Source organism: Dyadobacter sp. BE31, from assembly GCF_031457695.1.
Taxonomy (GTDB): Bacteria; Bacteroidota; Bacteroidia; order Cytophagales; family Spirosomataceae; genus Dyadobacter.
In genome coordinates, this window is the sequence record NZ_JAVDXA010000004.1 from 198,356 (window position 1) to 220,818 (window position 22,463).

Consider the following 22,463-nt stretch of genomic DNA (forward strand, 5'->3'; position numbering starts at 1 on the left):
TACCTGCTACTAAACGCTTTTGTATTTGGCACACACGGTCGGCGATTTTCGAAACAGTTTACGATAATCGCTAATCCAACCTCAATTATGAAACGAAGAATTCTCCTGCATGTTCTTTTTTGTCTGGCATTGACCTTTCAGGCTGCGCTCGCCCAGGCGCCGTACAAATTCACCTTCCAGGGAGTGGCCGTAGATGATATGGGCCAACCGCTTCAGAACGCTTCGATAACTGTAAAGATAAGTATTATAAAAAGTCAGGTACTTGGCCCCGTTGTTTTTGAAGAAACTCAACCTGCTCAAACCGGCTCAAACGGCATGTTCACCGTAGTTGTCGGAGCGGGCGGTGGCGATCTCTCCCAGGTAGAATGGCCCTATGATATTTTTTTTCTCAAAGCGGAGGTTGATAATGAAAACAATGGCAAATTCCATTTCATTGGAATGACCCAACTTCTTAGCGTTCCTTATTCGCTTTATGCAAATGAATCCGGAAAGTGGCGGAATACCGAACCGGTTGTTCAAACGGGAGAACTGAAAAATGGACAAAGTCTTCCTCCAATTGGCGCGGGAGCGCGAATGATATGGTATCCGGGCAAGGCTGCTTTCCGTGCGGGAGCAAATTTCGATAAATGGGAGGATCAGGGAACAGGTCGCTTCACCTTCGCCTCAGGATTTAATACAGAAGCTTCCGGCGATTTTTCCACGGCATTTGGTGATCGCTCCTCCTCCACCGGCGAGTTTTCCATATCGGGAGGCTTTGTCAGCAGTGCCAAAGGAAAATCAGCGATCGCAATGGGGTTTTCAAACGAGGCCCATCAAGACCATTCAATCGCACTCGGACATACATCGCAGGCGTTCAATCCATTTTCCATAGCCATAGGTTCCAGCGCTGCGGCCATGGGCGACTACGCCGTTGCATTTGGACATCACACAATAGCCAAAGCGAATTTCGGCGTCGCCCTGGGACTTTTTAATAATTCAGTAGACCAACCCAATGGAAGTTTGACAGACAGGCTGTTTCAGATCGGTAATGGTCTGGACATCAATAACCGCTCAAATGCATTGACAATCCTGCGGAACGGAAATATCGGCATTGGCGGAAAGGCCGTCAGCCCCCAGTTTATCCTTGACGTAGGATCACGCATGAGAATCCGCCACGACAACGCAACTTCGGGACTCTACCTCGATAACTCTCAAAATAAACCGGAGGGCTTCATGGGAATGAAAACGGATAAGCAAATCGGCTTCTACCTCAACGGCGCATGGCGGTTTTGGATTGATGAAAATGGAAACGCTTCCACACCCCTTGGGGTACTTCAGGTTTTTAGTTCCGACAAGCGATTGAAGCGGGATATCACTCCATTGAAAGGCAGCATCGATGCCATCACACAGTTGCGCGGTTACCATTATCACTGGATCGATCCCAAGCGAGGAACAGAACTGCAAACAGGTGTGATAGCCCAGGAAGTGGAAAAGTACTTTCCCGAACTCGTCCAACAAAACGAGAATGGCTTTAAAACGGTGAATTACGTGGGCCTGATTCCCCATCTGATCGAATCAGTCCGGGAATTGAAAAATCAAACGGCAGAAATCGCAGAATTAAAAAAAGAGATAAATGAGCTGAAAATGTTGGCTGGTGTCAACAAAAACGCAATGCTGCAAAATACAACCAAAACTAAATAGGACTACACTACATTTTTATGAGGGTTAAGGGTGATTCAAACAGAGACCGCCGGTTCGGCAGTCTCTGTTTTGTTTTCAGGCAGATTTCCCCCCGGATATTTCGTTTAACTGCCGCTCCAAGGCCCGCCTCGTCAGTGAACCGTAGGTGATTGCCGCGGTAATGCTGATCAATGACCACATACCGTAATCTTTCACGAAGCCACCGGCGTCTTTGAGCCCCGCGAAATAGGCTGCGATGCCGCAAGCGGCACCGGCTACTCCGGCCAACAGAAAAGATAATATGCATTGCCAGGCCCATCGCCGGGGTTTAGGCAATAGCGACCCTACCAAAGCGGCATTGATGATACCGATCGTCGCATACATGAAAATGATATCGAACGGAATATATAATGTATAGTATCCGAGCCAGAAAGCAGCAGGTACCAACAACAGAAAATACCCTAATCCCCTGAATGTACCGACAGAAAAATGATTTTGAAGCGCCCGGTTTTGCCAGACAACGAGCAGCATGATAAAAGTAACGAGCGAGACATTATGCATGACCAGCTGCGGGGCAGTGAGCGCTTTGTCGTGTGGGCCGGTAAAATAATGGGCCAGAAACGGATGCAGAATGGCCAGGCCTAATGCATTGGCATAAATGTGGTTGCGGACCCATGCTTTCAACATTGGAGCGGTTTCCCGGAGCGGAAGCACCTGCGGCTCCGCCGGAAGAGTCATTTCATTTTTCATTGATAATGGCTGAATAGTTAAATGCAAACATCGCAGGAACTCCCTTGCGACAACACAAAGGTATTTCCCACATGACCGGCAAATGCTTGACGATCGTCAAGAAAACACAGAGCTTGCAAGCCGTTTTCGTATACGGCTCAAACTTTCGGCACTAACACCCAGCATGTTGGCCAGATATTTCAGCGGAACACGCCTTGCAAAGTCAGGCTGATGTTCCAGCAAATGCAGGTAACGATCTTCCGGGCGATCCCAGCTGAGCCGCGAGGCACGTTCGGCGGCCTCCTGCGCTGCCTGCTCGCTGACCACTCTCGAAAAGCGCTCGAAAGCCGGACATTCCGCTAGCAAAAGATCCCGGTCCGTTTTGGAAAGGATCAGGACGACAGAATCTTCCATCGCTAACGAATTATTGGTTGTAGGCGTGCCTCGGTAGAAGCTCTCAAAATCGGTGAAGAATTGATTTTCGAAGTTGACGTTGCAAGTTTTTTCCACGCCATCGCGCCAGGTGAAATGGCGGATAGCACCCTTGCTGACAAACCCGATGAAGTCGTATTGCCTGCCTTCCCTGATCAGGAATTGCTTGCGTTTCAGTCTGACGATTTTCAGATATCGTTCCACAATAGCCAGTTCCTCACCGGACATTCCCGTCGTTTCGCGGCAAAGATTGAGTAGAGATTCCGTCATAATAACTTACGAATAAGATACTTACCACAAAAATACCCGAAACTGCTTGCCCGAAAACGCCGTTCACGAACTCCGTCTTGTCATGAATGCAGCACTTCGGGCATATCCTTCCTGAAATCTTCCCCATAAATCCGGTTATACTCGCGGGCAAAGTTTTCAAAAGTGGTTTTCGCGAGAGAATGCTTACCCAAATGCGCCAACGCCTTGCATTTGAGGATCATGGCCTCCTCATTCACCGGATCGAAATAGAACACGTAATTGGCCAGCTTCACGAGAAATTCAGGATCATCGGCGATTTTGATCGAAGCCGCATAACGCAGGTAAGCATCGACGATCTCGTTCGAAATCTCGGATTTGAAGCTGTCCAACCATTCATATTCCACATTCGAAAGGAAATTGCCCCGCTTGGTGATGCTGGCAAGTTCAATGATGCTCTGCTTCGTAAGCAGCTTACGGTTCCCCAGCAACGTGAGGTAATGCATGTAATCGACCTCGATCTTCTCAAAATCGATTTTGATTTTCCAGTAACCAGTCTCTTTCGACACCTGGCAATGCTTCATCTTATCGAGGATCGCTTTCAGCTTCGCGATGTTCACCGACCGGTTGTTCCGCGCGCTTTCCGATGGCTTATCAAACCACAACAATTCCTTCAATTTCTCCGAGCTGATTCCGTCCCAACGGATAGAATAAAGTAATATCACCAAAAACAGCTCCTTCACCAACGGGCTGAACTGCTTGGTGATCTCATTTCCGTCCTCATCATACAACTGTAAATTACCGAACAGCAGAATGCAGCTTTTGTAAGGCAGCACCGTTTCGACAATCTCGTCTTCCATTACCGGCTGTTCTGCCTCGGGCAGTACTTCCAACTCCCGCACGGGCCCGACTACCGGCGCCTTCGTCGCCTTTTGCTTTCCCAATTGCCCCGGCATGTAACGATAAAGCCAATATACCAGCAATGCAGCCAGGAAAATCGCCCCGATGATCCACAAACTGCGCCCCGAAGCATCTCCCGCCGAAGCTGTTTGCGGGGCCACGGTTTCGAGCGGCGGGGCATAAAGCGAGTAAATAGCCACCCTGGTCTGCAAATTCGCATCCCGATAGAGCGTCACCGCAACGAAGCGTCCATTCGCTTTGTCATAAAAAAGATCGGCAAAAGACTCAATATCAATAAATTGATAAGGAACCTTAGAACCTACCGGCGTAAACTCCGGGCGGCTGAGCGAACCCTTGATCAGTTGCAGTTCGGAGCTGAACTGATGCTTCGGAAAAATCAATGCATAATAGGAGCTATCCTGTTCATTGATAATCATTGAGTTACCAAAAACAAAATCCTCTTTCGGCATTTTCAATTCATAAATCTTCCTGAATTTCCGCTTCGCGCGATCGAAATACAGCAGGTCGTACCAATTGCGCGGGTTGAGCATTTGCTGGCCGGTCGAACTGCCATACCCGCCTATCACATATGCGCCTCCCGGCGTAGCGCCCAGTGCAGCCAGGTACCGGGGCGTGAAAACGGAATCGTCCAGCGTAACCTGCTGCCACGTTCCCGACGGTATGTGGTAACGCTGCACCTCCTTTTTGTAAGCGAGATGCCCGTAGCCTCCCAGCATGTAAATGGAAGAATCGGTCGGTGAAAGAAATTTATTAGCGTGGAGATAATAGGTCTTGGCCTGGGCAGGAATGTCGTTCTTATCCCAGCTGCGCGTTGCCGTATCAAAGGCTGTAACCTGCTTTTCGTTGAGAAAAATGTTATACAAACGGTTCCTGCCGGTATCAAACAGCACCTGGTTATCGACATAAACAGGCTGTTTTCCGCTTCGGTAAGGCATCGTCACCATCCTATTACCGGCCAGGCTGAACCGTACAAGCGAATCCTGCCCCACCACAAATACATTGCTGCTTTTTTCGTCGAACCCGACCCGCACGTAGCCTTTCAGCGTCACCGTTTGCAGGAGTTTCCATTCATAATGCAGTTTTTTAATCCAGATCGGATGGGCGGCTACCGCAGCTTTTTGCCGGATTTCCTCCGTGGCTTTCACTCCGTCCGTTTCATCCAAAGGCCAGTGATAGGCCACGTATCCGCCTTCACGCAGTTCCACGTTCCGGATTTTCATCGGCGGCACATCAGTCGTCCGGAACTCCTTGTACTGATTGGCACCGAAAAGGATCTTATAGCAACCCTTTGTTACATATTTTACGGGTTGTGAAAAACTTCGGTTTCCGTATACGACGGTAATCTGTTGTTTTTGCTTTTGAAAACGCAAGGTGACACGGTTCCATTTGGCGAAGAGGTCATCTCCATGAAAATCGAACGCGGTAGGCGAAAATTGCTCCCCGATGATCAGTTTAAAATGGTCCTGATTGACAGAGCTGTTGTCGTAAATCAGGTCGATATTCTGCTGGTCGTCGCCGATGACGCGGACGATGTAGCCAAAATAGGTCTTTTTATTCCTCAAAAAGGACAGCTCAAATGTGAGCTCGAAATCGTCGTCCAGGCAAATCGGTCCGTCCGGGCTCAGGTCGAGCCCTGTGCGTTTGTCCTGTACTGCTTCAAAACTCTCGAAACCAAGCCCGTACGACTGGCCCTTCGCCTGAAAAACGACGCCCGACAATACAATTAACCAAAAATAAAAGAGAATAGACCTGAATTTCATAAGAGCGGGTTGGCGGGAAAACCACAAAAAGTTTTCTCCTGGCAATGCATTTAAGGGTTCTGTTAATCGATTGTTAAGCTTTTCTTAAGTAACGCGCGTTTAATTCGTGTTCGTTTCCCAAAACTACACTTGCACGATATCAATTTAAAGTTAAACAATAACCAGGGTTTTTAATAACCCGCCAAACAGGGCCTGTTTTTTCAGGAAAACCCCGAATAAGCTGTTATCTATACTTTTTAAAACCATAACCAACCAAAACAGAAGCACCGAAACTGTCATTAAAATTTGATTAAGCATGATTCAACCCTTTAAAAAACTGACTAATTCCTCGTTCATACTTGCTTTTTGCTTGCATTCTTTAACCAGTCCCGCACAAAAAAGTCCTGAAAAAGACAACCTGCAATACGTAGACCTGCGCGTTGGAAACGTAGGCCAGCTCCTGGAACCTACCCGGCCCACCGTGCAGCTGCCAAACCAGATGATGCGGATGTTCCCCGTCCGCCAGGATTACCTCGACGATCAGATTTCGAGCTTTCCGGCCATCATCGTATCGCACCGGCTAGGTCAGGCATTTGCGTTGCAGCCGAGTATTCAGCCGGTAAGCGCGGCCTCCTGGAAGCACAAAATGGCTTACGATCACGACCTTGAAGTGCTCCGGCCCTATTATTACTCCACTTATCTGATTGACGACGAAGTAAAAGTAGAATTTGTCCCTGGCAAAAAGGCTGGCATTTATCGCTTTGAATTTCCGAAGAATGGCCGGAAAAGCATTCTTTTCGACCAGTACAACAATGGGGAAGGCAGCTGGAAATTCACTGGCGGAAAAGAGATCATGGCCCGCGAGATATACCATGATGATATCCCCGTTTACCTGTATGGCACGTTCAGCGAGGCGGGTAAAACAGGTTCTCTTAATGGTGAAAATGTAGTATCCGGCGACGAAGCAAAAGGGAAAAGGGCCAAAGCCTACATTACATTCCCGGATAGTGCTTCCGCAATCGAATTTCGTTACGCGATTTCGTTTGTAAGCGCCGAACAAGCGAAAAAAAACTTTGAAACCGAAGTAAAAAACACCGGATTCGAAGACCTGAAAAAAGCGGGTGAACAGGTTTGGGCAAAAACAATCGGCCAAATCCGCGTGGAAGGGGGTACCGAGGCGCAGAAGCGGAGTTTCTATTCATCGCTTTACCGCACCTACGAGCGCATGGTGAATATTTCGGAAGACAATCAGTATTACAGCGGTTATGACAAAAAGGTACACACCAGCAACCGGCCGTTTTATGTAGACGACTGGACCTGGGACACTTACCTCGCGCACCACCCGCTCCGTGTGATCCTGAATCCCGCGCAAGAGGAAGATATGCTGCAATCATTTGTGCATATGTACGAGCAAAGCGGCTGGATGCCCACATTTCCGGTGCTTTTCGGCGATCACGCATGTATGAACGGCTTTCATTCCTCGGTAACCTTGCTCGACGGCTACCGCAAAGGCCTTAAGAACTTCGATATTGCCAAAGCTTACGAGGGCATGAAGAAGAATGCCGAGCAGGCGACCATGCTTCCGTGGCGAAATGGCCCTAAATGCGAACTGGACGACATTTATCATTCTAAAGGCTTCTTCCCCGCCCTTACTCCCGGCGAAAAAGAGACCGTAAAACTGGTCGATGGATTTGAAAAACGTCAGGCAGTAGCGGTTACCCTGGGCGGTAGTTACGACGACTGGGCCGTGGGACAACTGGCCAAAGATCTCGGAAAAAATGCTGATTTCCAGAAATTCGATGCCCGCGCAACCAACTACAAAAATCTTTGGAATGAAGAAAAGCAAATGTTCATCCCCAAAGACAGCCAGGGCAAATGGATTGCCATCGATCCGAAATTCGACGGCGGAATGGGCGGCCGCGATTTTTATGATGAAAACAACGGCTGGACTTACAAATGGCAGGTACAGCACGATGTGAAAGGACTTATTGGCTTAATGGGCGGCAAAAAGAAATTCGAAAGCAGCCTCGATCAGCTTTACCGCGAAGGATTGGGACGCAGCAAATACGAATTCTGGGCCAAATTCCCGGACGCGACCGGCCTGGTAGGACAGTATTCAATGGGTAATGAGCCGAGTTTCCACATTCCCTATCTTTATAATTTCACCGACGCGCCCTGGAAAACGCAAAAACGCATTCGCTTCCTCCTCGACGTCTGGTTTAAAGACAATATCTTCGGTATCCCCGGCGATGAAGACGGGGGCGGCATGACGGCATTTGTCGTGTTTTCTTCCATGGGCTTCTACCCGATCACACCTGGTTTACCGGTTTACACAATCGGCAGCCCTGTTTTTGAGAAAGTGACCATCAATTTGCCCAACGGGAAGGAATTTAAGGTGATTGCCCAAAACTGCTCGGTGGTCAACAAATACATTCAAAGTGCCAAAATGAACGGCAAAGCATTGAATGTTCCCACATTCACGCATGAGGAACTGGTGAACGGCGGAACGCTTGAACTGGAAATGGGTCCGCTGCCGAATAAGGCGTGGGGAGTTGGGGAATGAAACGGAAACGATAATGATAAAATGTAGTCATGTATTGTCAAGTGTGGTCAGTAGGTCAGGAAATAATAATTACGCTAACTCAATGGTTATTCCGAACTGTCCCCGACTATTCCTGACCATACATGACCACATATGACTACTCCTGACCACTACTAACCTTCTATGACACCCTCCGATACCCCGCCGGCGTCACGCCCGTCCATCGCTTGAACGCCCGCGAGAAAGCGCTCAACTCATTATATCCCAGCATGTAAGATATTTCTTTCACATAATACCCTCCGCTTTCCAGGTAATGCAGCGCCAGCGATTTGCGTACCTCATCGGCCAGTTCCTGATAGGTAACCTGCTCATCTTTCAGTTTTCGTTGCAGGCTGCGTGGGCTTACATTGAAATTGGCCGCCATTTCTTCCAGCGAAACGATGCCGAGATAGGCATTTTTCAACAAATACTGTTGCACCTTGTTTTGCCACGAATCAGTCCCTGCCGTGCCGGACGCCGCTGTGCCCACTTTCTGCAAAAGACTTTCCTGCAAAGCGTAATTGGCCGTGAGGATGGGCATATCCCAATATTTACGGTCAAAAGATATGACATAATCATCTTCTGAACGGGTGGGGGTGCAGCGCAGGACCCGTTCCAGCTCCGGGGCAGCGGCATCGGCAAAAGGCATGCTAACGCGCTCCGGGCGTATGCGTGCGAGGATGAGCCCATCCAGCTCGTGCACGGCAAAAACGAGGAAAAAGCTGGCCATTTGCCCAAAGGCAAAGGGTGAAGCCGCGCGGTGGCTTTCGTTCGGATGCAGGCGAAGCGTGAATGTATGCGCATCGTGCCCGACTGTCATGCCAAACAAATCGGTGATCAGCGGCGTGAGGGCCACGGCGTGTTCCACTCCCTGGCCGACCGTCGTACTGCTTTTGATAATTTCACCCACCATGCCCAATGCGGCCAGTTGCAGCGACTCGCCCAAATGCAACCCAAACAGCGGATCGCTACTCAGGTGGCAGGCATTCAGCCAAAGATCGTTGAACTGTTTCGGTCCTATTTCGAAAGCCCCGCCGAGTGCAAGCGCTTCCAGTCCGATACCCGAGAGGCGGCAGAGTTTTTCCAGCGGAAGATCGCGCTGGGCGGCATATGCCATGAAAGCAAGGACGAATTGTTTTTGCTGGTCGTTCATAAGGGTAAATTTAAACGGCCCGTTCTGAACGTGAAAGTGTGTGTCGTGTAATGGTAAGCGATTGTCGCTCCCGGCCCCGCTTTCCCCCAAAATAAAATAGCCCTCCGACAGCGCCGGAAGGATATTTATGATACTCAACGTTAATTAATGCACAAATTTACTAAGTATACAACAGTGCATTTATAGAGTTAAAACGTTGCAGGCGTAGATACATTTCTACAACTCGAAGCATCAATAAATTTTTAGATTTGCGAGTTAACCACTAATATCCGTATCCTTTGATCAACTGTTTATGAAGATATTGATCGTCGAAGACCATCCCCTAATCCGGATGGGGCTGAAACTTCTCATTTCCGAATCTGATTCAAAAGCCACTGTTACCCAATGTGATACATTCCCCGAAGGCCTCATTTTACTCGATCGGGAGCGGTTTGACCTCCTCATCCTGGACATCGACATTCCGGGCGGCGAGAATATCAAAATGATGAACATGATCCGCGGCAAACAGCCGGATATCATCATCCTGATACATTCGGGGTACGACGAGCAGGTGTACGCGTTACCCTACATCAAGGCGGGCGCCAACGGATTTCTTTCCAAACAAGCTTCGCACGACGAGTTCAAGGCGGCATTGAAAGCCGTGATGAGCAAAGGTAAATATGTAAGTTACCAGGTGCAGCAAATCCTGCTCAACACAATCAAAGACAACAATTTCGGTAAGGTAATGAACCCTATTACCAGCCTCTCGCCGAACGAAATGCGCGTAATGCAGCTACTGACCGAAGGCAAATGGACCAAGGAGATCGCAGCGATCATGAATGTGAAAGAAAATACCGTAAGCACTTACAAACGTCGTATTTTCAACAAGCTGGATGTGGTCGATTCAATCGAACTTTCTAAAAAGGTTTCGTTGCTTAAACAGTTCTAGCCGCATTGAATTGCAGGGTAAAGCATGTTTGCTCTGCTTCGCTGCTCACGTGCAGCCTTACGTCGATCAGTTTCGCCACCTCCTTGACAATCAGTAGCCCAAGTCCCGTTTTCCGTCCGAGCGGCCGCATTTCTTCGTCGGTATCTTCGCGGTCCGGTGTGTTGATAATGTCGATCACATGAAGCGGAATACCCGCCCCCGGGTTGGAAATGTGCATTACAACACCCGAACCGGTTTCCATGGCGGCCGTGACCCTGATCGTGCCGTTATACGTAAACTTAACCGCATTATCGAGCAGATTATGAACCATAATGGCGAGCATCTGGGCGTCGGAACGGGCCGTCAGATCGGCAGGGACCTCGTTCTGAAAAACATTCCCTTTTTGCTCGCTAGCGGTTTTAAACAGTTCATATTTATTTTCAACCAACTGCCTGAGCGCCACATTTTCGAACTGAATGCTGTTGCCGTAGACATGCACTTTGATGTAATCGAGCAAGCCGCGCAACAGGTCGCTCATGCGGCGTGAGGAATTGGAAATCACCTGCCCTATTTCCGAAACCACTCCCAGCTCGCCCTTGTCGATCATAGCCGGGATAGAGCCTGACGTGAGCATTATGTAATTCAGCGGCGATTGAATATCGTGCGTCATCGAAGCGAGCAGCCTCGACAACATATGCAATTGCCGGCTCATTTCGTTCTTCGACTCCTCCACGTCGCGCAGCGCGAGGTTCAGGCTTTCGGTACGTTTCGCGACGATTTCTTCGAGCCGCGCTTTTTCCTTCGATATTTTACGCAGGCGGAAACTGTTGTACAGGTAAAAACCTCCCGCTACCGCCAGCGCGAGCAATATTTTTGCCCACCAGGTCTGGTACCAGAGCGGCGGTACGATCACGCAGATCTTCCGGATCGTGTGATTATCTTTTCCGAAACCATTCACCTTGCGCACCAACAGCGTATGCCTCCCGTGGCCCAGGTTGGAAAACACAATGCTGAAATCGTTGCTTTGGATTGGAATCCAGTCCGAAGGCTGCACCGGCTCATCCTCATCCAGAAGCGCGTAGGAAAGATTCAGGTTATAAGCGTCGCCATGATAGGGTGTCGAGAAGAAAAACCTGGCCTGCACCGGGTTAGCGGGTAGCACCAGTGTATCGCCCAGGCTCGTGAGCCATTGCCTGTTCACCAGAATCCGGTCCAGCACGATACCTGCCGAAGGCACTTTCCTGATCACCTTATCGGGCCGGAACCAGATCAAGCCGTTGAGCGATGGCAGCGAAATAGTACCGTCTTTCAGCGTCGAGGCACAGGGCTGGCATCCCCCATTGAACTCATTCGTGAGGAAACCCTCCTCTTTGGCATGGTAGAGGTAAAACAAGTCGAATGGTGCCCGCACGTAGTCGAGCAGGTCCTGCATGGCGATCTGGAACAGGCCTTTATCCGTGGGTATCCAGAAAAACCCGTGTCCATCGTCCACAATGCAATGCGGGCTTCCCAGGTAACGGTTCCTATCCAACGGGAAACGGGTCAGTTTGTTCTTCCCGTACATCAGCAACCCCTCGCCGTTGGCAGTCATCCAGATCCGGTTGGCCTTATCCACGTAAAGACTTTTGATGTAAATCCCCTCCGTACTTTTGATGAGAGTCGCTTCGCCCGAATGCCGGTTGAACACATACAACCCCGTGGTAGTGCCCACGAGCATATCGTCTCCGAAAGTCTGCAAATAGGTTCCTTTAATGACATCCCTGATCAACTTCGGCTGCGGGTCCTTTTCGGAAGGGTCCAACGTGAAAATTCCCTTCGTGCCTGTCGCGACCCAGACTTTCCCATCCTGGTCGGGATAAATATGCTTGATTTCCGTGTGGAAATTCAATTTGTACAACACTCGGTTGGCTTGCAGATCGACCTGGTAGAGGAAATCACCCATTTTGACCCACAGCAAACCGTGCCTATCGTAAAACAAGCTGCGTTTGTCGCCCATATACAATGCTTCCAGGACCGGCACTTTTCCGGTCGTAATCTGGCCTGAAGCCGGATCTTTGCTCAGTACTATGCCCATCGGCGTGAGTATGCTCCGGTCGCCCATAGGTACCGTTGCATAATAAACGTTCGCAATATCGGGCTCGGTGGAGGTCAATGCCTCGAATGTATGCTTCGTCAGCACAAACAGGCCCTTGGATGGGCTGCCGAGAAATATCGTTTCCGTGGCGGGATCGCGGTACACCGACTGGATCACCTGCTCATCCAGGTCATACCCGTCCAGCACCAGCCGCGTCGTAAGCCCGCGTTTCCGCTCTTCGCTGACGACGTACAGCTTTTTGTGATGGTAAAAAAAGAGCTGATCGGATGTAATGTTCCAAAAAACTTTCATACCCTCGAACTGACTATCGTATTGGTTATCACGAAGAATATCGCCGTCGATATGCACCGCACGCACGCCATGCGCATTGATACCTAACACTTTACCGCTTTCGCCGGCATAGTACAATTGATCACCCAGCATAAAGTAATTCCACCACAACGGCAACGAATCCGTCGCAAATGCCGTTTGATACAATTTGCGGCCGCCATGGTACAGCTGTACCGAAGCGCTGTCAATCACATAATACTTCCCTTCTCCGTAGCTGTCGGGAATAATGTAGTAGCTCGGGCGGGCGACATCGCGGAGGTAGGTGGGGATACCCGCCGAAATAAGCGTTTGTGGACTTCCGTTATCGAAATGCGGAAGCGTCAGAATTTTACTTTTATAATAAAGGGAATCGACCTTCGCGATACCGTGCTCGATCTTCACAAACTGGTTGTAGTCTGCTGCCGCATAAATCTCGTGTCCTGGCTTCTGTTGCCCCGGTCGACCGGCCCTCGTGGGGTTCATCGACGGCGACAGCATGTAAAAGCGGTTGCTGGTAGTGCCCACAAACGATTTATCGAATACATTAAACCGTTGCCCGTCAAAACGTGCCAGCCCATTCTCAGTAGCGATCCAGACAAAGCCTTCTGAATCCGCGGCAAGACTTCGCACGCTATTCTGCGGCATGCCGTTGTCATCCGTAAAATGCCTGAGGGTATACCCCTTTTGAGAAAAAGCATTTTCCAAACAGAGAAATACGCAAAAGAGAGTCAGAGGAAGTACTAGCCTATTCACAGAAAACCGAAAAAAGGAAACCTTGTCTGCATAGCCGGCGGGGTTGCGGATTTTTACCTCCCGAACTATTTCGTAAAAAATATATTGAACAAATATAGACGCAGAAATTTTGTAAACAAGCGTAGTATTAAAACTACTACACAAGTAACCCAAATTAAATTAAACAATTATTGCAAGTATTGAAATTAATTCTATTTTCACATACAATTAATTGATTAACAATACATTACGTGTAGCTTTTATTAAATAGCAACAGAAAAGATTCTATTCCGAACTTGCGTCAACGCTACACAGACAAACCGATCGGTCACTTAAATTTACCGCACGGGAACGGCATTCGGATTCCGTTGGGAAACACCTTTTGACCCGTTTCGTAAATGAAACACATACTGCTTATTGAAAATCATTCCATCGTTAGGCTTGCAACCCTTTTCATTATACGCGATGTACTACCTGAGGTTGCTTCCTGGGAAACTGATAACTTTCCGGATGCCCTTCACATTGTTTCCACCCGCCGGCTCGACCTCATCTTTCTCGACATCAACATACCCGATGGAGAAGGCTTTCAAATGATCGCGAAGATCCGCCGGCTGCAACCCGGCGTAACCATTATGGTGTTCTCGGACATCGACGAAGAGCTGTATGCCATGCATTATCTCAAAGCGGGCGCAAATGGTTTTCTTTCAAAAAGTTCGTCCACAAAGGAAATCCGCACTGCTATCGCGGCCATACTCACGAATGGCCGGTACGTGAGCGAAATGGTACAGCGGCTCCTTCTTCACGGTAACACGCCTGAAATGCGGCAAAGCAATCCGCTCGCCGCACTTTCACAACGTGAAATCGAAGTAATGGACCTGCTGCTGGAAGGCAAGTGGACGAAAGAGATCGCCACACTTCTGAATATCACCGGCAGCTCGGTAAGTACCTACAAACTGAGGATCTTCGAAAAGCTCGGCGTCAACACGGTTATCGAGCTTTATCAAAAGGTGAACGCGCTGAGGGAATAGGCCTTCGGCTGACAGCCGACCGCTGACCGCTGAACACAGATCATAGTCGGCCGTCGGTGGTCGGCCGAAGGCCAGCAGCCATCAACTCCTCCCGTAACCTCCGCGCCACCACCTTATCTTCGCCGGGCTGCAACATCCACGCTGTGATGCGGATGAGGTTGGCCCCTTTCAGCGAGTCTTCCGTAGCGGGGTCAATCGAATCGGAACCTGCCTGGTAGTAATACAGCGGCAATCCGGAAAACCCCGCTTCGATAGATGGCGAACCGAACCGCAGTTTATCACGCAGCCCGCGGCCCGTCAGTTTTACGATGCTGTCATCCCAGCTGATTGTCAGCGTGGGCGTGATGTTCCCCAGCTCGGGAATAGTCACTTTGGTTGTAATGCCGGGCAAGTCTTTCACCGCATTTTCGATGCGTGCAATTTGTGCTTCCCAATCTTTCCATTCCCGGTCGTGATCGCCGGAAATGAACTTCTCGAGTGCCACGTACATGCCCAATATTTCTTCCTTGTTAACCTTGTGCCCGCGTGCAACCGTGAACCCACGCGGGGGCGCATTCAGGCGCGCAGCCGCGACGATGTCCTTCCGCCCCATCAATATCCCGGCGCTTTGCGGTCCGCGCATGGCTTTGCCCCCGGAAATGAACACGAGATCGAAACCCATGTCATTGAATTTCCAAAGATTGGAAACAGGCGGCACATCGGCGGCAATATCGATGGAGGTGGGGATATTGTGTTTTTTGCCTAATGCAAGCCATTCCTCGTGTTTGATCTGCCCGGCATTAGCTGTAATGTTCAGGAAATGGAGCAATGCTGTTTTTTCACTGATCGCCTTTTCCACGTCCTCAATCGTCTCTACTTCTACTACGGTACAGCCCGTGTTCAAAAAAGCGTGGTTGTAACGCTCGTTGTGGGATTTCTGGCAGATCACCTCCGACTTCATACCGGTTCCTTCCAGATGCGGCAGCTGTTCCACCTTGCGTACATCCAGGCCCGTGAGCACACCCGCGAGGCCGAGTGTCATTGCGGAAAAAGCACCGCACGTCACCATCGCCGCTTCCGAATGTACCAATTTGGCAATCTTCTCTCCTACCTTGTCCTGCACTTCATCGATCATACAAAAATGCCGGGAGGTGTTTTCGATCGTTTCCACGACCTCGTCGTGCATAATGCACCCCGACATATAAGTGAGCGTTCCGGCCGCATTGATGAACGAACGGATACCGAGCTCGGCAATAACATCCCGCTTTTTCTTCCGGGAAACATGTTCAACCCGCTCTCCGGAAACCGGTAACGAGCCGATTAATGGCAATGTGGTAAGGCTTTGAATAACTTTTCTGCGTTTCATGGGTTCAGGTTTAGCTTGAAACGCAAGATACAGAATGTGGAGTATTCGACCGCCGACCACCGACGGCTGATCGCCGATTGCGGATCGCCGATTGCGGATCGCAAGCAGGTCCCGTTGGGGGAAGACCATAGACGATCGACCATGGACCATGGTCTATGGTCGGCGGTCGGCGGTCGGCGGTCGGCAGTCAGCCGTCAACAGTCGTCACTCCCCTCCCTTCGGCACGATCCTGAAATTGTCAAACGCCATATCGCAATCGAGGTCTCCGCCGCCGTGGAAAAGCAGGCGTGTGTAGTAGCCTTTGGCACTAACTGCGAGTTTCGAACCTGCGCTTTCGTAGCTGGCGGCGATCTCGTCGAACGGTATCACCACTGTTTGCCATTGCCCTTTGGTATCGTAAGGCGGCAGCCAGGTATATTGGCTATCGTTGAAGCCGCTTGCCAGGCCCGCCGTAATTTTCAGTACATTGTTATTGTAGGGCTTCATGGTATTCACCTCAAATTTCAGGAAATAATTGGCGGGTTTCAGAATCGCCGAGTCAGGAATGTTCTTGCTGATAGCCCCCATTGCATCCGGCGGGCCACCGGCTACCTCAGTCCATTGCCAGCCACCTATCGCTTTTTTGACACGGATGTAATTCCCATTAATCGACGGCGGGTCCCCTGCGCCGGGCTTCGATACCACAAATGCAGCATTCCACCAGCCGGTAAACGGATCGCTGCTCAGGAAAATGTTGCGGTTATCGCGGAACCACAGGTCCGACTTCGTTTCCCCAAATTTGGTTTTGATCGTCACGGGGCCCGGCTGAGCGCCCTCGGGCACTGTCACCTGTATTTCCTGATCTTTCACATTCACCAGTGTGCCCTGCTTCCCGCCCGCAAATGTCACAGTAAGCGGCTGGTAAAAGAAATCACCACGGATCGTCGCCACACCTCCGGCTGGGACATATTCGCTCAGCATGGCCGATATCAGCGGCTCGCTGATCTTCACTTCAAAGCTATGTTCCAGGATTTTGCCATTGGAGAAGATGATCCGCATTTTGTTACTGATCTCGTCCGGGATCTGCGTCGGCACGGACACCAGGATTGTCGTGCTCGTAATGTACGTGGGCGTCAGGCTGGCGCGCTGGTCGTTGAACCAGATTTCCTTCGCATCCTGCAAATTTTCTCCCACAATAGCGATCAGATTGCCCTGCCCCGCCCCGGTAAGCAGCGAATCGGCATCCTCCGGGTCCGTCACGCGGATAAAGTTGATCACAGGCTCCCCGTTGTTCGGAAGATCGTCCTTCTGGCAAGAGATACCGAATGCTCCAATCAGTGCCAATGTGGCCATCAGCGCAAGGTTTTTTAGCTTTAATAGTCTATTCATAAAAATGCCTGACAAAATCATTTACGTTGATAATCGACCGCCGGTTTTTGAAGGTTGGGTGCCTGGCTGAGCTCTGCCGACGGAATCGGCAGCAGGAAATTGCCGCTGTTCGCATCGATTTTCCGCTCTGCAGTGGCCCAGGCCGTTTTCGTGAAAGTCCATGAAGTCGGATCGGGAAAACGGTCGGGTTTGGTAAAGAAAAATCCCCGGTCCTGCGCATTCAGGATCGCATACGCTTTGGTTGGATTGTAATAATGCAGGCTCACGAGGTCGTACCATGCCATTCCTTCCATGGCAAACTCGACGATCCGCTCTTTAAAGATCTGATCAAAAGTAAGCGCCCCGGTAACCGGCGAGAGTCCGGCGCGGGTGTGCACGTGATTGAAATACTGCAATGCCTTGCTGTCGGTGGTAGAAGCAGCATTGCCCAATACCGCCTCCGCGTAGGTCAAGTACATCTCGGCCAGGCGCATCATGTAGGTATCATGCCCGTAATTTTGCTGCGCAGCCTGCCCGCCCACATCCACGGCTTTACCGGTAATGTATTTTTTGATAGCGATAAAATTATTATCGGTTCCCACGAACGGAAAAACCAGTTTCTGGCTTCCGCCGGGTATCGTTTGGGTAATCTCCGGATAGCTCGCGCCCGGCAGCATGAACGTCGCTTTCAGCCGTTGGTCGACCGTCCGGCCTTGCAGCACCGTTTCAGAAACGGTTTTAATACCCTCATACTGCTGCATCACCCACCAGGTGGCGCCTTTATCACCTCCCCAGCCATCGCCATTGGCAATGTCGGGCCCGTAAGCCAGGTAGGCCGGTGTGGAGTTTTGCGTACCCCACGCGCCCGGCGAATAGACCCATTGCAGTGAGAATAGTGATTCCGCATTGTTATCGTAAGGATACCGGAACAGGCTTTCGTACTTCGGCAGCAGCGATGCCCCGCTGAGGGTTATCACGCGATCGGCGTAATACTTTGCGCTGTCCAGGAATACCTGGTTGCGCTGGCCCGACGCATTCGCTTCCACGCCCGCACGTGCGAGGTAAAACCGGGCCAGCATCCCTTCCGCCGACCATCTGGTAAGCCGCCCGACCCGCATCGGCTTTTCTGGCAGATCCTCTGCAATCTGGCGCATTTCGGTTGTAACAAATTTCCACACACTCTTGGGCGTGTTGCGCTGCACGGTCGTATCCGAAAGCAGTGTGAGATTGTTCTCGATCACCGGCACAGCGCCCCAGTTCATCACCAGGAACCGGTAGGCCAATGCCCGCATGAACCGCGCCTCGGCAATAGCGTGCTTTTTGACAACCTCTGACACCGACGCCCCGGCATATTTCTGAATGTTTTGAATAGCCAGGTTCGACTGGCCTACCACGATGAAAAACGACCGCCACGCCGAACCATTTTCAGGCGTGTTCCCTGTGGTGTTGAAAAGCACATTTCCCCTGTCGTTCCATGCCGAAAACGCGGTACCGGCACGAAAATCACCAAGGTTATACGACGCCTTATCGTTGTAATCGAACCATACCTTGCTGTACAGCAATGAGGTGCTCGCCAGCACCTGGTCGTCGGTCTGGTAAAAACCGGCATCCACAATGGCATCTTTGGGCGGCCGTTCGAGAAAATCTTCCGAACAGGCGCCCAGCAATGCGAATGGAAGCAGCGCGATCAGCTTCGTGTAAATGTTTTTCGCGTATTTCATTTTTCGGCTGTTTTAGAAATCCAATCCTAAACTGAATGTGTAAACGGGCGTCAGCGGATAGCGGCCATAGTCGAGGCCTACCGCCTGGTTCGCAGCGCTGGCATCCCTCGAAACATAAGCGCCCACTTCCGGATCGAAACCTGAGTAGCCTGTCAGTGTGGCGACGTTCTGGGCGCCTACCGATACCCTCGCTCCCCGGATGATTTTCTGGCGGGATACCAGTGATACCGGCAGATTGTAGGTGAGCGAAATGTTTTTCAGCCGGATAAACGACCCATCCTCCACCCATTTATCGGTATGGCGTGCGAAATTGCCGTTCGGGCCGTTCGAAATGCGGGCCACGTCGGTGCCCGGGTTCGAGAGCGTGACGGTTCCGTCGGCGTTTTTGAGCGGTTTGGCATAATCCATCGCATGCACGAGCAGATTACGGCTCAGGTTGATATTGCTCGCGTTGGTGTTCAGCTTGCCCAGGAAGTTGTACACATCATTGCCGTAGGTGCTGGTCAGTAAAATACTCAGGTCGAAACCTTTATAGGAAAATGTGTTGGTAAAACCCGCAAACAGCTTGGGCCAAGGATTACCGATCACCGTCTGATCTTTCTCGTTGATAATGCCGTCGCCGTTGACATCCTTGAACTTCACATCCCCCACCCAGATATTGTTTTCGCTGATAGGCAGCTTCACGCCGTTATTATCCACTGGTAATGCGCTCTTTTCAATTTCCTCCACCGACTGGAACAATCCTTCCTCGATGTAGCCGCGGAACAGCCATGGCGCTTTGCCCACTTCCGAACGTTGGGTCCAGTCGGCCAGCCACCACGACGTCCGGTCCACAAACGCCGCATCGGAGTAAAATGATTTGATCTTCGTTTTAAAACCCGATATGTTCAGATTGGATTCCCATTTAAACCCGCCGCGGTTGACATTAACCGTATTGATCGTAAATCCCCAGCCTTTGTTCTGCAACGCACCGATATTAACCGTCGGAGATCCCACTGCGCCTACACCGTTGGTACCCATGTACCACGGCAACGGCTTTTCCATCAGCAGGTTGTCTGTATTTTTGATATAATAATCGAATTCAAACTGAATGCGGTTTTGAAACAATGCCAGATTAATCCCGAAGTTGTTCGTTTTAGTTTCTTCCCATTTCAGGCCGTCGTTGGCGTATTTTGTAGGCAGGAAGCCGGTGGTAGTAGGCGTCGTGCCGGTGCCCATAGGCGAATAAATGCCACCGCTGCCCTGGTTGCCGGTAATACCCGTTTCAAAGCGCAATTTCAGCTCGCTGATGGCCGGCACATGAAAGAAGGGCTCTTGCGAAACGCGCCACGCCGCCGATACCGATGGAAAGAAGCCCCATTTGTTGTCGGCGCCAAAATTGGCCGAACCATCGCGCCGGATAGTACCCATCATAATGTACCGGTCCGCGAAGTTGTAGCTCAGCCTTCCAAGGTACGATTCCATCGCCCATTCACCCGATCCGCCCGAATTACTCGCCGTAAGCGCATCGCCCGCCGCGAGGTCGAGAATATCGTTGGTAAGAAAGCCCGTACGCCCTCCCCCCAGGTTCTTCCAGCTCGATTCCTGCGCTTCGTGGCTAAGCATGACATTCACATTGTGTCTGCCAAACTGCCTGTTGTACTCCAACAGTTGGTTCCAGTTCCAGTAGGTATTCACGCCCGAGCCATTGGTATAGGAAGCCGTCACATTCTGCGCCCAGCCGATCTTATAGGTCGGGATGTAGTAGGACGAATTTGAAAAACCCAGGTTGGTGTTGAATGAAGTCTTGAATTGCAGGCCTTTTGCGATCCGCACACCGATGTTAAGCCCGCCCAGCAGTTGCCTCCTGACCAGCTTGTTGGTCGTCAGGTTGGCAATTGCAATGGGATTGACCGGTGCGAAAATATTCGCTCCGTTGTTTTCATCACCGCCACCCCAGCTACCATCCACGTTCTTCACAGGCACCTGGGGCGTGAGCTGCAATGCGTTCGAGATGATGTTTTCCTGGCTCGTAGTCAGGTTGTCGTTGGTTTGGTTAAAGCTGAGATTCGCCCCGATGCTCGCCCATTCGCGGGGTTTGTTATCCAGGTTGAGCCGGAACGCGTACCGGTTAAACCCGGAGCCCAATGCGACGCCGTCCTGTTTCAGGTATTCGCCGGACAAATAATAGGTTGTACGGTCGTTACCGCCGCTGAGGCTCAGCTGGTGCTTGTGCATAGGTGCATTTTTGAAAAGCTCCTTTTGCCAGTCGGTGCCTTTCCCGAGTAACGAAGGGTCGAGGAATTCCTCCGGCGTTTCGCCACCTGCCAGCTGGTGGTATTCGCCCACCATTTGTGCATACTGCTGCAAATCCATTACTTTCAACGGTTTGGGAGGTGTTTGGAGGCTGAATTGATAACCATACGCAATTTTGGTATCGCCCGACTTCCCCCTTTTGGTCGTAATCAGCAGCACTCCGTTCGTCGCGCGCGAGCCGTAAATTGCCGTGGCGGAGGGGCCTTGCAGCACCTCCACCGATTCGATATCAGCCGGGTTAAGGCCGGCCAGGGGGTTGGAGGAGCTTTGCGCCCCGAATGACACCGATTGTCCCTGAATTTGCACGCCATCCACCACGTACAGCGGCTCATTACTGCCGCTGATCGAATTAATCCCGCGGATATTCACTGAAATACCGCCGCCCGGTTGCCCGGAGTTCTGCGTAATGTAAACCCCCGCCGCACGGCCCTGGATCGCTTGCTCCAACGTCGTGTTGGTGGTCCGTGCAATGTCTTTGGATGAAACGGAAGTCTGGGCGGTCGTAAGATCGGCCCGCTTCATTTCGCCGTACCCTACCACCACTACTTCGTCCAGTGCCTTGGTATCCACTTTCATGGCCACGTTCAGTTCCGACCGTGCACCTGCCTGGATTTCCTGCGAGAGATACCCCACAAAAGAGAATATCAGCGTGTTCTCTCCTTGCCCCAGTTCCAGCTCATATTGCCCCGCCGAGTTAGTGGTGGTGCCTCGGGAAGTCCCTTTCACCACCACACTTACGCCCGGCAGGCCCTCGCCTTTCTCGTCAGTCACTCTTCCTTTGATCGAAGCTAGTACTTCGCTGTTATTCTCTTTCGGTTCCGCTTCGGGCAACGGCACCGACGAGCTCTTTTCCGCCCTGAAAAGCATTACCTGCTTTCCCGCCACCTCGTAGCGAATGGAGAGCGGCCTGAACAGCCTCACCAGCGCTTCCGCCAACGGCTCGTTCGACGCCTGAAACGTGACGCGCGTCGACGACCGTATCTCGGCCGGGTTGTAAATAAATTTTACTTCAGAGTTCCGTTCGATAGACAAGAGTACACTTTTGAGGCTCTTATCCTCCATTTTGAGCGTTATTCTTCTTTCCAGCAGATCCTGCCCAAGTAAACGGTAATGACTAAACGTCGCATGAGAAAAGACGACGATTATGCACAACTGTAAAAAGGATAGTTTCATGATATCCCACACAAAAGTTTTGAAATGTAGATTTCCGGGCATATTCAGTTT

At 50.8% G+C, this 22,463-nt stretch carries 13 protein-coding genes; 4 read left to right on the top strand and 9 right to left on the bottom strand.

Annotated features, from left to right (window positions below):
- Window positions 1-87: 87 nt before the first annotated feature.
- The gene (locus J2Y43_RS21520; RefSeq protein ID WP_309987627.1) at window positions 88-1,680 is read left to right on the top strand and encodes a tail fiber domain-containing protein; all 1,593 of its coding nucleotides are present in this window, start codon (window positions 88-90) and stop codon (window positions 1,678-1,680) included.
- A gap of 75 nt (window positions 1,681-1,755) precedes the next feature.
- Here the strand turns inward: J2Y43_RS21520 and J2Y43_RS21525 are convergent, their stop codons facing one another.
- The 3 genes from J2Y43_RS21525 to J2Y43_RS21535 form a co-directional block, all read right to left on the bottom strand.
- Complete coding sequence (locus J2Y43_RS21525; RefSeq protein WP_309987624.1) at window positions 1,756-2,409, bottom strand: hypothetical protein; 654 nt, start codon at window positions 2,407-2,409, stop codon at window positions 1,756-1,758.
- Between the two features lie 96 nt (window positions 2,410-2,505).
- Entirely contained in the window at window positions 2,506-3,090 is a 585-nt protein-coding gene (locus tag J2Y43_RS21530; protein WP_309987618.1) for a Crp/Fnr family transcriptional regulator, read from the bottom strand.
- Window positions 3,091-3,170: 80 nt separating this feature from the next.
- Window positions 3,171-5,747, bottom strand: a complete 2,577-nt coding sequence (locus J2Y43_RS21535) for a galactose oxidase (protein ID WP_309987616.1) — start codon at window positions 5,745-5,747, stop codon at window positions 3,171-3,173.
- A 295-nt stretch (window positions 5,748-6,042) separates the two neighbouring features.
- On the opposite strand from J2Y43_RS21535, the gene J2Y43_RS21540 reads away from it, so the two are divergent.
- Window positions 6,043-8,289 (top strand): GH92 family glycosyl hydrolase, encoded by a 2,247-nt coding sequence (locus J2Y43_RS21540; protein WP_309987612.1) that lies wholly within the window; start codon window positions 6,043-6,045, stop codon window positions 8,287-8,289.
- Window positions 8,290-8,449: 160 nt separating this feature from the next.
- On the opposite strand, the gene J2Y43_RS21545 is transcribed toward J2Y43_RS21540, so the two are convergent.
- Window positions 8,450-9,460 (bottom strand): AraC family transcriptional regulator ligand-binding domain-containing protein, encoded by a 1,011-nt coding sequence (locus J2Y43_RS21545; RefSeq protein WP_309987606.1) that lies wholly within the window; start codon window positions 9,458-9,460, stop codon window positions 8,450-8,452.
- 292 nt (window positions 9,461-9,752) lie between these two features.
- Here J2Y43_RS21545 and J2Y43_RS21550 point away from each other — a divergent pair, with 292 nt between their 5' ends.
- Complete coding sequence (locus J2Y43_RS21550; RefSeq protein WP_309987602.1) at window positions 9,753-10,388, top strand: response regulator transcription factor; 636 nt, start codon at window positions 9,753-9,755, stop codon at window positions 10,386-10,388.
- Here J2Y43_RS21550 and J2Y43_RS21555 read toward each other — a convergent pair.
- Window positions 10,375-13,416, bottom strand: coding sequence for an ATP-binding protein (locus J2Y43_RS21555; protein ID WP_309987599.1), 3,042 nt, complete (start codon window positions 13,414-13,416; stop codon window positions 10,375-10,377). The genes J2Y43_RS21550 and J2Y43_RS21555 overlap by 14 nt on opposite strands.
- 485 nt (window positions 13,417-13,901) lie before the next feature.
- Between J2Y43_RS21555 and J2Y43_RS21560 the strand changes: the two genes are divergently transcribed.
- Entirely contained in the window at window positions 13,902-14,531 is a 630-nt protein-coding gene (locus J2Y43_RS21560) for a response regulator transcription factor (protein WP_309987596.1), read from the top strand.
- A 40-nt stretch (window positions 14,532-14,571) separates the two neighbouring features.
- Here the strand turns inward: J2Y43_RS21560 and J2Y43_RS21565 are convergent, their stop codons facing one another.
- From J2Y43_RS21565 to J2Y43_RS21580, 4 genes are all read right to left on the bottom strand, one after another.
- Window positions 14,572-15,876: an aminotransferase class V-fold PLP-dependent enzyme gene (locus J2Y43_RS21565; protein ID WP_309987593.1), complete on the bottom strand. Its 1,305-nt coding sequence runs from the start codon at window positions 15,874-15,876 to the stop codon at window positions 14,572-14,574.
- A gap of 204 nt (window positions 15,877-16,080) precedes the next feature.
- Window positions 16,081-17,244, bottom strand: a complete 1,164-nt coding sequence (locus tag J2Y43_RS21570) for a glycan-binding surface protein (protein ID WP_310226614.1) — start codon at window positions 17,242-17,244, stop codon at window positions 16,081-16,083.
- Between the two features lie 17 nt (window positions 17,245-17,261).
- Window positions 17,262-18,944 (bottom strand): RagB/SusD family nutrient uptake outer membrane protein, encoded by a 1,683-nt coding sequence (locus J2Y43_RS21575; RefSeq protein WP_309987588.1) that lies wholly within the window; start codon window positions 18,942-18,944, stop codon window positions 17,262-17,264.
- A gap of 12 nt (window positions 18,945-18,956) precedes the next feature.
- Entirely contained in the window at window positions 18,957-22,454 is a 3,498-nt protein-coding gene (locus tag J2Y43_RS21580) for a TonB-dependent receptor (protein WP_309987585.1), read from the bottom strand.
- Window positions 22,455-22,463: the final 9 nt, after the last annotated feature.